This is a genomic window from Pseudomonas japonica (genome assembly GCF_900188455.1).
In the GTDB taxonomy this organism is placed as follows: domain Bacteria; phylum Pseudomonadota; class Gammaproteobacteria; order Pseudomonadales; family Pseudomonadaceae; genus Aquipseudomonas; species Aquipseudomonas japonica.
Window position 1 is genome coordinate 1 of sequence record NZ_FZOL01000008.1, and the last position, 13,982, is coordinate 13,982.

Genomic DNA, 13,982 nt, shown 5'->3' on the forward strand with positions numbered 1-13,982 from the left:
TTCAACCTGACGAGAATAACCTCCTGCATCAGGTCAGACACAACATACAAGGAGCGAGCGTGCTCGCGATGCGCCGCGCGGGCGGCGCTCGATCTTGAGGGCACTGCAAGACTCAAGACAGACACCTGGCAGCCCTGATTCGGTGTCCCGGCAAGCCCACAACGGATTGCGGATCAGAAATGGCTGGTCACCGACACCCCATACGTCCGCCGATCCCCCCGCGCATCCCAGGCGACATCGAACGGCAGCGGCACGCTGTCGGTCTTGTAGCGCTTGTCGGTGAGGTTGTTCACGTAGGCACTGACGTCCAGGTCCTGGCGCCCGCCAAAATGGTAGGTCAGGCTGGCATTGCCCAGGGTATAGCCGCCCTGCGACACGCTGTGGTCCTCCTGCGCGGTCGGCAGGAAGTAGATGCGGCTCTGGTAGCGCCAGCTGTTGTCCAGGGTCACGGCATCACCCCCTTCCAATGGAATCCGATAGCTCGCCCCCACCGACAGGGTCCGCGACGGCGACCGGGCAATGCGGTTGCCGGAATAATCCGGCCCGCCCGGCGACGAGAAGTCCTTCAATTCGGTATGCAGCAACCCCAGCGAACCCCGCAGTTGCAGGTTCTGCAACGGCAGCGCCTGGACTTCGAACTCCGCCCCGCGAATCACCCCGGCGCCGCTGTTGGTCAGCAGCGAGATCACCTGACCGTTGCTGACCGAAACGTTGTTCACCTGGATATCGGCGTAGTCGTAGTAGAAGACGTTGGCGTTGGCGACCAGGCGCTCGTCGAACCATTCGCTCTTGATCCCCAGCTCGTAGGCATCGACGTTCTCCGGCGCCACCACCGAGGCCTCGACCTGCACCGTCGCCCCGCCGTTGAAGCCGCCGGAACGGAAGCCCTTGGCGTAGCGGAAATACACCCGGGCGTTGTCGTTGAGCTGGTACTCGGGGGTGAAATCGTAGGTCAGCTTGTTCCAGGTGCGCTTTTCGTCCTGGCTGGCGACCGTGGCCAGGGCACCGGTGTATTGCTTCCACCAGCCCTCGACGCCGCCGAAGGACACGTCGGCGGCATCCGTCGCGGCAACCCGGTGCAGGTCGATGTCCTTGGTCTCGCGGGTCCAGCGCAGGCCGAGGGTCAGGCTCAGGTCATCCGTGGCCTGCCAGGTCGAGCTGCCGAACAGCGCGTAGCTGGTGGTGGTCTGTTCGAGGTCGGTACGGCCATAGCTGGCAACGCCGAACGGCGCGTTGTAGGCCGTGGGCAGGATGGCGCTGCTGTTGGCGCTGTCGAGGTTCTCGTGGAACAGGTGGGTGCCGACGATCCAGCTCACCGGCTGGTTCCGCGCCGAGGACAGGCGCAGTTCCTGGGACACCTGGCGCCAGTGATCGTCGCCATGGGAACGGCCGAATTCGTAGATGCCCATGTTCGGCCCCTGGGCCTTTTCCTGGATATCGTCGAAGGCGGTGATCGAGTCCAGGGTCAGTTCGCCCAGCGCCCATTGCAGGTTCAACTGCACACCGTTGTGCTGGATACGGTCTTCGGCCTTGCCGGTGAACGCCGCTTCGTCGTCGTCCACCGCCGGCGCCGGGCCGAACAGCGTGGTCCCGCCGGGCCCGGCGCCCCAGGCGCGGGTGGCGATGCCCTGGCCCTTGTAGTCGCGGGAGCGCAGTTGCAGGGTGGCGTCGAGGTCATCGCTCAGGCGCGCGAGGAATTGCGCACGCACGGACTGGTCGTGAACATCGCCGACGGTGTGATCATCGACGATGTTCTTCAACTGGCCATCGCGGCTCTGGTCGACGAAGGCCACCCGCGCGGCCAGGCGATCCTCCACCAGCGTGCCGCCGTAGGCACCTTCGTACTGGCGCGCGTCGTAGTTGCCGGCATCGACCTTGAAGTAGCCGTTGCCCTCCTCGAACTGCGGCTTGCGCGAGACGAAGTTGATCGCCCCACCGGTGGTGTTCTTGCCCCACAGGGTGCCCTGCGGGCCGCGAAGGATTTCCACCCGTTCCAGGTCGTAGAGCGGAGCGCCGGTGGCGATATGCGGGCTGATATAGGTGTCGTCGAAGTAGATGCCCACCGGGTAGACCGTGGTCGAGGCCATGTCCCCCGAGCCCATGCCGCGGATGTACCAGCGTGGGCGCTGGTTGCCGGCGAACTCCGGGGCGATGGCGTTGGGCACATCGCGCAGGGCCTTGCCGGCGGTGAAGCCGCCACCGGTTTCAAGGATGCTCTTGCCGGAAACCGCGGACACCGCGGCGGCGACATCCTGCAGCGATTCCTCGCGCTTCTGCGCGGTGACGGTCACGGTGGGCAGGGCGTCCGGCTTTTTCTCCGGGGTGTCGTCAGGTTCGGCGGCCAGCAAGGGCTGGGCGGGCAGCAAGGCGGCAGTGATCAGAAGCGCCAGGCGATGGCGGCGAAACGGGAGGGTCATGGGCAGCTCTCTTTATACGGATGAGAGCAGCATGGCAATGGCCGTGCCAGGGGCTGGAGGCCTTGCAGGACGGGGGTTGTGCTGGTTATCGGGGGCGGATTGCTGCGTCAGGAGCAAGGGCTCAGCAACCCGTTGCTGCCTTGGACGCAGGTGAATGTGTGGGAGGGAGCTCTTCGAAGGCTTGTCGGGGGACCGCATCAAGGCGCCAGGTGCCTGTCTTGAGTGTTGTAGCGCTCTTGAGATCGAGCGCCGCCCGCGCGGCGCATCGCGAGCACGCTCGCTCCTACATTTTTTGCAACGTGCCATGGCCTGTGAGAGCGGCGTTGCCAGCCTTTGGCGCTTGGCGATTTATCGCGGGGAAGCTGTTGGGTCGACGCGATACCGCGTCGTGCACACAAGGCGGTCAACCATGGCCTGTCAGGCATAGGTACGTTGCAAAAAATGTAGGAGCGAGCGCGCTCGCGATGCGCCGCGCGGGCGGCGCTCGATCTCAAGAGCGCTGCAAGCCTCAAGACAGGCACCTGGCGGCCTTGATGCGGTCTCCATGAAAAACCCAAAAAAAACGCCCCGAAGGGCGCAAGAGGCAATTGCCCTCTCAATGGTCCGAAAGCGCCCTGGCCACCTGGTCCAGGTTGGATTCGTTAAGTCCGGCGACGCACATGCGCCCGCTGCGGATCAGGTACACACCATGCCGCTCGCGAATGCGATCGACCGCCGCAGCGCTCAATCCGGTGTAGCTGAACATGCCCTTCTGCCGCAGCAGATAGTCCAGGTCGAGAGGTTTCACCCGCTCGTACAACGCCCGCCGCATCGCCAGCATGCGCTCGCGCATGGCATCCAGCTCTTCGCGCCACAGCGCATTCAATCCGACATCCGAGAAAATCGTCGCCACCAGCTCCGCGCCATGCCGTGGCGGGTTGGAATAGTTGGTCCGCACCGTTCCCTTCAACTGCCCGGCCACCCGCCCGGCGATCTCGACGCTGTCGCAGACCACCGACAACGACCCGACCCGCTCGCCATACAGCGAGAACACCTTGGAAAACGAATTGCTCACCAACCCGGTGATCCCGGCCCTGGCCAGCGCGCGAATGGCGTAGGCGTCTTCATCCAGCCCCTCCCCCAGCCCCAGGTAGGCGGCGTCGAGAAACGGGATCAGCGAACGCTCGCGGCACACCGCGTACAACGCATCCCACTGCCCCGGCGCCAGGTCCACACCGGTGGGGTTGTGGCAGCAGGCATGCAGCAGCACGATGCTGTTGGCCGGCAGCGTGGCGAAGACCTGCAGCAGCCGCTGGAAATCTACCTGCTGGCCGCTGGCGTCAAGGTACGGATAGCGGTTCACCCCGAAGCCCGCGCCCTGGAAGATCGCCAGGTGGTTGTCCCAGGTCGGGTCGCTGACCCAGACCTGCGAATCCGGGTACCAGCGCTTGAGAAAATCCGCACCGACACGCAACGCTCCGGAGCCACCGACGCTTTGCAGGGTGACGATGCGCGGGTTGTCGCTGTCGGCGAACAGGTAGCGCTGCACCGCCTCGCGGAAGCCGCCGTGGCCGTCCATGGGCAGGTACAGGTTGGCCGTCTCCGCCCGCGCCTCCAGCAGCGCCCGGGCCTGGCGCACCGAGGACAGCACCGGCACCTGGCCCGCGCCGTCGTAGTAGAAGCCGATGCTGAGGTTGACCTTGTCCGCCCGCGGATCGCGCTGGTAGTCGTCCATCAACGACAGGATCGGGTCACCGGGATAGGTCTCGACATGTTCGAACATCTGCAACTCCTTACTGGGCAAAGGTCGGGTGGAGGAACTGCCACGGGCTGGCATCGCTGCCACGGGGCACGCTGACCTCGATCAGCACCGGACGCTCCGCGGCGAAGGCCTGCTCCAGCACCGGACGCAACTGCGCCGGCGAGGCCACGCGCAAGGCCTGCACGCCGAAGGACTCGGCGAAGCGGACGAAATCCGGATTGACCAGCTCCGAGCCGAGCAGGCGGCCGCCGAAGCTTTCCTGCTGGTCGCGGTAGACGTTGCCGAAGGCGTTGTTGTTGAACACGATGGTCACCAGGTTCAGCCCGTACTGCACCGCCGTGGCCAGTTCCTGCGCGGCGAACATGAAACCGCCGTCACCGCAGATCGACACCACCGCCTTGTGTGGATGCGCCGCCTTGACCCCCAGCGCGGTAGGGAAACCGAAGCCGAGGGTGCCCTGGTGCCCCGAGGTGACCAGGGTTCGCGGCTGGTACACCGGGAAACCGAAGATCGAGGTGAAGCCCACCTGGGAGATTTCCTCGACGAAGAAACCGTCCCGGGGCAGCACGTCGCGGATCACCCGCAGGTAATCCAGTTGCGGCTGTACGCACTGGATGGCCTGCTCCGCCGCGGCCTTGGCCTCGGCGACTTCGGCATCGCGACGCCGTGGCGGGCCGGCACGCAGCACCGCCTCGGCCAGGGCGCCGGCTCCTTCGGCGGCGTCCGCCAGCAGGTTCACCTCGGCGGGAATGCGCCGCACCTCGGCCGGGTCGATATCGATACGGATCAACTTCAGCCCGTCCGGGCGATGGCGCCAGCGAATATCCAGGAGCTCGAAGCGCGAGCCGATCACCACCGCCACATCGGTCTGTGGCCACAGGCGCGCACCGGCCGCCACGGTAAAGCCCAGCGGATGGTCGTCGGCGACCACGCCGCGACCGCCCCGGAAACTCACCACCGGCGCTCCCAGCACCTCCGCCAGTTGCCCGACCTCGGCGCTGGCCTCCAGGGCACCGGAACCGACGAAGATCATCGGCGCCTTCGCCGCGCTCAACAGCTTTGCCGCACGCTCCACCGCATCGGTATCCACGGGTGGCTTCGCTTGCAGGGCCAGCGGGGCCTGCAGGCGCACGGCGGCGCTGCGGGTGAAGAAGTCCCACGACGCCTGCAGCGACACCACGCCCGGGCGTCCGGACTGCATGGCCTGGAATGCCTGGGCCACCCGCCACGGCGCATCCGCCGGCTGCTCGATGTGGGCGGCGTGCTTGCCGATGCCCTGGAGGATTTCCAGCTGGCGCGGCAACTCGTGCAACTGGCCGCGACCGCGATCCTTGAAACCGCTCATCACATCGCCGGTCAGCGCCAGCACCGGCGCATTGCAGCCATGCGCCGTGAGCATCGCGGCGCTGGCATTGAGGATGCCGGGGCCGGGCACCACGCTGAACACGCCCGGGCGTCCGCTGGAACGGGCGTAGCCGAAGGCCATGTAAGCGCTGGTCTGCTCATGGCGGGCGCCAAGGGTGCGAATGCTGTCGGCATTGCGCGCCAGGGCATCGGTCAGGCCGTAGATCTGCGCACCGGGCAGTGCAAAGACGGTATCGACACCGTGCAGCTTGAGGCTTTCGACCAGGGCTTCGCCGCCCGTGAGCTGTTGAACAGCTGGGAGTTCGCTTTTCATCGTTATTACCTGTTGCGGATTATTCGAAATGCAGGGCGCCGGACTTGCTGGCGTGATATTTGCGGTACGTGCCGTATATCAACATCAGCCAGAGCGGAATCAACCAGACGGAAAGTTGCATCGAGGGAATGAAGGCCATGATCGCCATGATTGCGCCAATAAAAACGATGCACAGATAGTTGCTCAAGGGAAACAGCGGGGACTTGTAACTTGTACTCTCCCCCGCCACCTGTTTGGCCCGGCGAAACTTCAGGTGGGTATAACTGGTGAGCATCCAGTTCATGATCGTGGTGGCAACCACCAGGGCCATCAGCAGTTCCAGGGTACCGTTGGGTGAAACCCAGTTCAGCAGCACCGCCAGCGCCGTCACCGCGGCGGTGACGAACAACGCATTCACCGGAATCCCGTTGCGGTTGAGCTTGAGCAGACGCCGCGGCGCATGGCCCTGCCCGGCCATGGCGTGCAACTGGCGCACGGTGCAATAGACCACCCCGTTGTACACCGACAGCGCCGCGGTCAGCACCACCAGGTTGAGCACATGGGCGGCGGCGCCGATGCCCAGCAGGTCGAGGATCTTCACGAACGGGCTGGCGCTGTACGGATCGCCGCCGGCCGACAGCGAGGCCACCAGGTCGTCCCACGGCGTCAGGGCCAGCAGCACCGCCAGGGCGCCGATGTAGAACAGGCCGATGCGGTGCAGAACCTTGTTGATCGCGCTGGGAATGGTGCGCTGCGGATCACGGGCCTCGCCGGCGGTGAAGCCGATGAACTCCAGGCCGCCGAACGCGAACATGATCAGCGGCATGGCCAGCAGCAGGCCGCCGACGCCGTTGGGCACGAAGCCGCCATGGCTCCACAGGTTGCTGACCGCCGCGCCCGCGGGCGGTGTCGGACCGAACAGCAACCAGGCGCCGAGGGCGATCATCAGCAGCACCGCGGTCACCTTGATCACCGCGAACCAGAACTCGGTCTCGCCATAGATCTTCACCGCCAGCAGGTTGAGGCCGTTGACCAGCACGAAGAAGAACGCGGCACAGGCCCAGGTGGGGATTTCCGGCCACCAGAACTGCACGTACTTGCCCACCGCGGTGAGCTCGGCCATACCCACCAGGATGTAGCCGGCGGTGTAGTTCCAGCCGGCCAGGTAGCCGAGGAAGCCCGAACAATACTTGTTGGAGAAATGGCTGAGGGAGCCGGACACCGGCTCGTCCACCAGCATCTCGCCGAGCTGGCGCATGATCAGGAAGGCGATCAGGCCGGCGAAGGCGTAGCCCAGCAACAGCGAAGGCCCGGCCAGTTTCATCACCCCGGCACTGCCAAGGAACAGGCCGGTGCCGATGGCGCCGCCGAGGCCGATCATCTGGATATGGCGATTGGAAAGTCCCCGCGCCAGGGCGGAGTCGGAAGTTGTGGCTCTGCTCATCGTCTTGTTGTCCATATTGTTTTTTCGGGCGCGGCAGGGTCCGCACCCGACGATAGTTCGGCAGGTTGGATTGCAATGTCTTATTGGCTGCGAAGTTGTCGTTGCACTTCGTCGACGTTCAAGTTAACAGCAACGTGCTTGATGAACAGCCGGCAATATTGAATGGCAACTATGCGAGGGCTGGATAGTTTCAGGCACCGGGGCTGAGAAACTGCGAGCCCCGGCAATGGTCATGGATGAACTTGCGAAACCACTGCTGCTCCGCCGACCCATGGGTGCGGCTATGCCACACCACCCAGTAGCGGAATGCATGCTGGACAAAGGCCAGTGGCCGATAGCAGACCCCGGCCTGCTCGGCCCATTTGCGCGCAATGTGCTCCGGCAGCATCAGCAGCATGTCGCTGCCGCGCAGCACCGCCAGCGCCGCCGAGTAGTACGGCACCGTCAGCTTGAGGTCGCGGTGCAGGTTGTGCTTGCGCAGCCAGGCATCGACGAAGCTGTCCTTGTCGCCGCCGGTGCTGATCTTCAGGTGCGGCCAGGCGAGGAACTGCTCGACCCCCAGCGTCCCGGCCGTCGCCAGCGGATGGTCCTGGCGCATGCAGCACACCGCCATGTCCTCGCCGATGACCCGACCGTGAAACTCCGCCGGGGTGTCCTCGATCATGCTGGTGGCCAGGTCGATCTTGCCGCTGGCCAGCCAGTCGAAACGGTTGGCCTCCCACGGGCGGAAGTCGATGCTGACCCGTGGCGCCACCTGGGCCAGGTCGCGCAGCAATTCGGGAAGAATGTACTGGGCGACATGATCGGACCCGGCCAAGGCGAAACGCCGCTCGCAGGTAGCCGGGGCAAACCGCGACGGCGTCCCCAGATCCTCCAGTTGGCCAAGCACGGCCCTGACCGGCTCCAGCAACTCCAGGCCACGCTCGCTGAGGATGTACTGGCGGCCCTGGCGCACCAGCAGCGGATCGCCGAAGGCCTCGCGGAACTGCGCCAGATGCCGGCTCAGCGCCGACTGGCTGGTGCCCAGGCGCGTCGCCGCGTGGCTGAGGTTGCGCACTTCCAGCAGCGTCAGCAGCACCCGCAACTGACCGATGCTGAGGTTGTTGAAGGCCGGGCCCATGGCGGGTCCTCAGACGAGGTCGAGGGTCAGGGTCGGCTGCCCGCTGTGCAGCACCCCGTGGCCGACACACTCGCCGCCACAGAAGCGCGCCACCAGTTCCACCAGGTCGGCCATGGCCGCCTGCACATCGGCAGCGCTGGTGGGCGGCAGACCGTCGATATCGAAGAACACGCAATCGGTGTCGGCCAGGGTGCGGGTATCGGCGGCCTGGCGCCAGGTCCAGCGCCGGGTCAGGACGCGAGCACCGGCGGCCAGCACGATCTCGCCACTGGCGATGTTTTCCGGCTCCACGCCTTGTTCGACCAGGAAGCGGTCATCGTCACAGGCCTTGCGCAGCTCGATTTCGCGCGACTGCAGCGCGATGGGGTGCACGCCGGCCGGCAGCAGGTAACGCAAGGACAGCAGGTTGCCGATATCCACCAGCGGGTTGATGTCCGGCAGGCTGTCGGGCTTGAGCACGCGGCGGCTCAGGGCCTCGATGGCGCTGCGATGTTCCGACGGCTTGGCGCCGAAGCGTCGATAGGCCTCGCGCCAGGCGGCGATCTGCGGGAAGTCGGCGGGGTTGCCGGAGATGCGTTGGCGCAGGCCGTCTTCGCTGGCGCGCAACTGAGCGGTGAGTTCGACGTCGGGGTGGCGGTTGTCGAGGTTGCGGAACACCACGACGCCGCGGCGGTAGCCGGGGTGGTCGTGGAAGATCTCGGGGCTGACCGAATAGGTGAAGGTGCTCACAGGCGCTCCTTGTGCGAGGCGGGAATCAGGCAGCTTGGCCAAGCCGGGTGGCGCGACTATAGCACCCGTCCGGGTGCGGCGAAGTCACCGCTTCGTGCATGGCAGCTATGCGCGAAACGGATACTCCCTCGCTGCGGCACCTGATATTTCTGTCAGTTTCGCGGGGCTCGCCGCTCTGTTCCAATGGCGCTGTCGTCCACCCTACAGGAGCAGCGGAAATGGCGGACAAACACAGCGAAGAGGTCATCCGATTCCTCGTCGAGCACTTGAACCTGAACCGGACCCCGACAGCTCAGGACAGGTTGATGGACCTGGGGCTGGACTCACTGGACGTCGTGGAAGTGCTCCTGGAGCTCCAGGAGCAGATCGCAAGCAGGATCCCCGACAATGCCATTTCAGCGGAAACCACTGTCGGCCAGCTCATCGCCCTGACGAAAAAATAGTCCCTGTCCATCACGCTCAATAGTCGTACCGGTCAACGGCCCGCCTGCGCTCGTTGTCGTCGCGCATGTCGTAGTTGGCGGTGGTCTGGATGTTGCTGTGGTGCGCCAGCTTCTGCGCGATGGACAGGTCGTGCTCCTCGATCACCCGGGTGATGAACGAGCGGCGGAAGTCGTGGGGCATGATCTTCACCCCGACCTGCTGGCCGCGCTGGCGGGCGATGTAGTAGATGGCGTGCTTGGTGATGCGCTCGCGGGTGATATGGCTGCCGCGGCGGATGCGGTTGAACAGGAACGCATCGTCGGTCTGCCCCGCCGGCAGGTGCTCGCGGCGCAGCTTGAGCCAGGCATCGAGTTTTTCGAACGCCCACACCGGCGCGTACTTGACCAGCTGCTTGTTGCCCTTGCCCAGCACCCGCAGGCTGCGCTCGACGAAGTCGACCTGGTCCAGGTCGATGTTGACCGACTCCGACTTGCGCATGCCGGTGCCGTACAGCAGGGCGATCACCGCCGCATCGCGCAGGCCCTGGGGCCGCGGGTCGGCGGCGCAGACGTCCATCAGTTCGCGGATCAGGCTGCGCTTGAGGTTGCGCCCCACCGGCAGGCGGCTGCCCTGCACGCCCTTCACCTCTCGAATGCGCAGCAGCCGTTCCTGGTCGATCAGGCCCAGGCGCCAGGCTTCGTTCATCACCCCGCGAATGGCGTTGACGTACAGCGAGGTGCTGTTGGGCGCATAGCCGTCGCCACGCAGCGCCGCCACCAGGTCGGTGACATGGGCGGGATCGAGGCCGTGCCAGGGCACGTCGAGGATGTCGATGTCCGCGAAACCGAGGCGGTCGGCGGCATCCTGGAGCACGTACTTCATGGTCAACTGGCTGGAAGGTGCCAGTCGGGCGAGATATTGCGACAGCGGATTGGACAGTGACTCGGGCAAACCTTGGGGTTCCTCGACAGCGTGGGTGACCGAAGCGGCGCAGGATGACCGAGCGCGGCGGCAGCGGCAAGCCCCTGCGACGCAACGCCGACGCGCGGGGTAACGTCTACAGTTGCCGGAACCACCCGCGCACCGAGGTCACATGACATTCCACAAACTGGCTCGTACCCATCCCCGCCTGAGCATCGCCGCGCTGATCGGGCTCCTCGGCGGGCTGTTCATCCCCGCCGAGGACAGCGTCCAGCATGTGCTGCTGGGGTGGAACATCGCGGTGTGGATCTACCTGCTGCTGGTCCTGCACCTGACCCTGAAGGCCAGCGCCGACGCGGTCCGGCGCACCGCCGACGTGGAAGACGAGAACGCCGCGCTGGTGCTGTTCGTGGTCAGCATCGCCGCGATCGCCAGCCTCGCCGCGGTCACCCTGCAACTGGTCGGCAGCCAGCAACTGCACGGCCAGGCGCTGCTTCTGCACTACGCCTGCACCGGGCTGACCGTGGCCGGCTCGTGGCTGCTGATCGGCACCATCTTCAGCCTGCACTACGCCCGCCTGTTCTATACCTGCGACGGCAAGGAGCCACTGCTGCGCTTCGCCGACGGCGAGCGGCATCCCGATTACTGGGACTTCCACTACTTCTCCTTCACCATCAGCGTCGCCGTGCAGACCTCCGATGTCGGCATCGCTGGCCGCCGCATGCGGCGAGTGGTGCTGCTGCATTCGCTGATCGGCTTCCTGTTCAATACCGCGATTCTCGGCTTCACCGTGAACATCGCCGCCGGCCTTCTCAACTGAAACGTTTGCGCCGGAATGACAGGCATTTGCAATCACGCCATTGGTCGGAAACTTTGGATCCAATCAGTGGCGGCGACCGCCGGTATTCCGTCGCGGTGTCCCGGTCGGACGGATGAAAGCGGCGGAGAAAACGTTTGCGCAAAAAATCGCTAGCGGACGCGAATGTGACAACGGTCATGGAACGGTAAAAAGCAGCGGGAATTATTCCTTTTCCTACAAAGTAATACTGCTATGGTTAGCCTCGGGCTGGAAAAGGCCTACAGATTCATCCGAGGTCATCGTCGCGCGGTACAAGGAGGCCTGCATGAACAAACTCACGTTCCCTGGCGCATGCCAGATGATGCGCTGGCATTTTCACCCTCTGGGCTTCGAAGCGAGCATGGATGCGCCGCGCAGTATGGTCGCCCGCCTCTTCGACCGGGCCACCGGCGAAACCCTGCTGGCGATCGCCGGCATCCCCTGCTCCACCGTCATGGCCGCCCACGATGTGGAGCGGATCATCGAGGCGGTGGAAGACGAACTGGAAGCCTTCCAGCCGTCCTGCGCCATCAGGCGTTCGGCCTGACGCTCAGACGCGCGCCTGGGCCGCCTTCACCCGCTCGATATCCTTGAGAAAGCGCTCGGCCGGTACCGGCTGGCCGAGCAGATAGCCCTGCAGCGAATCGCAGCCCAGGCGGGTCAGGAAGTCCTGTTGGCGATCGGTTTCCACGCCTTCGGCGACGATACGCAGGCCCAGCGCCTGGCCCAGGGCGACGATGGCCGAGACGATCGCGGCATCGTCGCTGTCCTGCTCCAGGTCGCGAACGAAACCACGGTCGATCTTCAACTCGTTGGCCGGCAGGCGCTTGAGGTACATCAGGCTGGAATAGCCGGTGCCGAAGTCGTCGATCGACAGGTCCACGCCCATGTCCGACAGACTCTGCAGCACGCACAGGCTGGCGTCGGCATCGCGCATGGCGGTGGTCTCGGTGATTTCCAGGGTCAGGCTGTTGGGTGCCAGGCCGTTGCGCTGCAACGCCGCGGCGACGCTGTCGACCAGCCCGGCATGGCAGAACTGGATGGCCGAAAGGTTCACCGCGATGCGCCAGTCGCTGTAGCCCTGGTCGACCCACTCGCGCATCTGCCGGCAGGCCTCTTCCAGCACCCATTCGCCAATCGGGATGATCAGCCCGGTCTTTTCCGCCAGCACGATGAAACGGTCCGGCAACAGCAGGCCCATGCTCGGGTGATCCCAGCGCAGCAAGGCTTCGGCGCCGATCGGATGGCGGCCGATGGCGTCGTACTTGGGCTGGTAGAACAGGCGGAACTGCTTCTCTTCCACTGCGGTGCGCAGGTCCTGCAGCAGTTGCAGTTGCAGGCGCGCGTTGCTGTTCATCGACACGTCGAAGAAGCTGTAGCCGTTCTTGCCGCCGCTCTTGGCGTGGTACATGGCGGCATCGGCGTTGCGCAGCAGTTCGTGCTGGTCGAGGCCGTTGCCGGGGTAGAGAACGATGCCGATGCTCGCCGAGATCTGCAGGCTCTGCTCGGCCACCTTGAAGGCCCGGGATACCAGATTGACCTGCTTGGCGGCGACGTTGACCGCGTCGTCCGGGTCGTCCAGCTCCACCAGCAGGACGAATTCGTCGCCGCCGATACGCGCCAGGGTGTCCTGGCTGTGCAGGTGGCCGCGCAGGCGCACGGCCACTTCCTTGAGCAACTGGTCGCCGGTGTGATGGCCAAAGGCGTCGTTGACCGGCTTGAAACCGTCCAGGTCGATGAACATCAGGGCGAAGCAGCCGCCCTGCTCCGCCACCTTGCTCATCGCCTGGTCGATGCGGTCGGCCAGCAGGGTGCGGTTGGGCAGCCCGGTGAGGGTGTCGTGCAGGGCCAGTTGGGTCAGTTCCTGGTTGGCCAGGGTCAGCGAGCGCGCAAGCTCGGCGGTACGGGCCTCCAGGCGGGCATCCAGCACCGAGGTCAGCAGCGCCACCGCCAGCACCGCCAGGGTGGTGATCAGCACCAGGTAATCGAGGCCGTCACCGTTGAAACCGCTGTCGAAGGCGCCGCAGAAACTGCCTTCGGGGAAATTCGCCGCGGCCATGCCGGTGTAGTGCATGCCGACGATGGCCACGCCCATCAGTACCGCCGCGCCGCCGCGCACCTGACGCACGTAGGGGGTGTTGCGGCGCAGGCGGAAGGCGATCCACAACGCCGCCATCGAGGCACCGACGGCGATCAGCAGGGACAGGCCGAACAGCAGCGGGTCGTACTCGATCCCCGGCTGCATGCGCATCGCCGCCATGCCGGTGTAGTGCATGCAGGCGATCCCCGCGCCCATGATCGCGGCGCCGAGCAGCAACATGCGCAGCGGCAGGCTGCGCTGGCTGACCAGCCACAGGGCGAAGCCCGAGGACAGCACGGCGATGACCAGCGACAACAGGGTCAGGGTGATGTCGTAGCCCAACTGGATCGGCAGGCTGAAGGCGAGCATGCCGATGAAATGCATCGACCAGATACCCATGCCCATGGCCAGCGCACCACCCGCCATCCACAGGAAGGCGGCACGCCCCTTGGCGGTGGCCAGGCGTCCGGTGAGATCGAGGGCGGTATAGGAGGCGAGGATCGCCACGCACAGGGAAATCACTACCAGAGAGGGGGAATAACTGCCGATCAGCATGAAGGAATCCAGGACGGGTACGACGGGGGCAATGTGCCAGCCCAAAAATCCGATGAT

General features: G+C 65.3%; 11 protein-coding genes. 3 read left to right on the forward strand and 8 right to left on the reverse strand.

Translation table 11 applies throughout. From position 1 onward, the window contains the following. Window positions 1–173 precede the first annotated feature (173 nt). From CHB99_RS11780 to CHB99_RS11805, 6 genes are all read right to left on the reverse strand, one after another. Window positions 174–2,417 (reverse strand): TonB-dependent receptor, encoded by a 2,244-nt coding sequence (locus tag CHB99_RS11780; RefSeq protein ID WP_042130757.1) that lies wholly within the window; start codon window positions 2,415–2,417, stop codon window positions 174–176. A 595-nt stretch (window positions 2,418–3,012) separates the two neighbouring features. After that, on the reverse strand, window positions 3,013–4,179 hold the full coding sequence (locus CHB99_RS11785) for an amino acid aminotransferase (protein ID WP_042129836.1): 1,167 nt from the start codon (window positions 4,177–4,179) through the stop codon (window positions 3,013–3,015). Window positions 4,180–4,189: 10 nt separating this feature from the next. Beyond that, window positions 4,190–5,836, reverse strand: coding sequence for a thiamine pyrophosphate-dependent enzyme (locus tag CHB99_RS11790; RefSeq protein WP_042129834.1), 1,647 nt, complete (start codon window positions 5,834–5,836; stop codon window positions 4,190–4,192). A 19-nt stretch (window positions 5,837–5,855) separates the two neighbouring features. Beyond that, a complete protein-coding gene (locus CHB99_RS11795) occupies window positions 5,856–7,259 on the reverse strand; it encodes an amino acid permease (RefSeq protein ID WP_042129843.1) in 1,404 nt (467 codons plus the stop codon). 190 nt (window positions 7,260–7,449) lie between these two features. After that, a complete protein-coding gene (locus CHB99_RS11800) occupies window positions 7,450–8,379 on the reverse strand; it encodes a LysR family transcriptional regulator (RefSeq protein ID WP_042129832.1) in 930 nt (309 codons plus the stop codon). Between the two features lie 9 nt (window positions 8,380–8,388). Continuing rightward, a complete protein-coding gene (locus CHB99_RS11805; RefSeq protein ID WP_052419553.1) occupies window positions 8,389–9,108 on the reverse strand; it encodes a B3/B4 domain-containing protein in 720 nt (239 codons plus the stop codon). A gap of 218 nt (window positions 9,109–9,326) precedes the next feature. Between CHB99_RS11805 and CHB99_RS11810 the strand changes: the two genes are divergently transcribed. Continuing rightward, on the forward strand, window positions 9,327–9,551 hold the full coding sequence (locus tag CHB99_RS11810) for a phosphopantetheine-binding protein (protein ID WP_042129829.1): 225 nt from the start codon (window positions 9,327–9,329) through the stop codon (window positions 9,549–9,551). 16 nt (window positions 9,552–9,567) lie between these two features. Here CHB99_RS11810 and CHB99_RS11815 read toward each other — a convergent pair whose 3' ends face one another. Further along, window positions 9,568–10,482, reverse strand: a complete 915-nt coding sequence (locus CHB99_RS11815; RefSeq protein ID WP_042129827.1) for a site-specific integrase — start codon at window positions 10,480–10,482, stop codon at window positions 9,568–9,570. 142 nt (window positions 10,483–10,624) lie between these two features. On the opposite strand from CHB99_RS11815, the gene CHB99_RS11820 reads away from it, so the two are divergent. Continuing rightward, on the forward strand, window positions 10,625–11,272 hold the full coding sequence (locus CHB99_RS11820) for a DUF1345 domain-containing protein (RefSeq protein WP_042129826.1): 648 nt from the start codon (window positions 10,625–10,627) through the stop codon (window positions 11,270–11,272). 304 nt (window positions 11,273–11,576) lie between these two features. Continuing rightward, window positions 11,577–11,837, forward strand: a complete 261-nt coding sequence (locus CHB99_RS11825; protein ID WP_042129824.1) for a DUF1652 domain-containing protein — start codon at window positions 11,577–11,579, stop codon at window positions 11,835–11,837. A gap of 3 nt (window positions 11,838–11,840) precedes the next feature. Here CHB99_RS11825 and CHB99_RS11830 read toward each other — a convergent pair whose 3' ends face one another. Continuing rightward, a complete protein-coding gene (locus tag CHB99_RS11830) occupies window positions 11,841–13,925 on the reverse strand; it encodes a putative bifunctional diguanylate cyclase/phosphodiesterase (protein WP_042129822.1) in 2,085 nt (694 codons plus the stop codon). Window positions 13,926–13,982 lie beyond the last annotated feature (57 nt).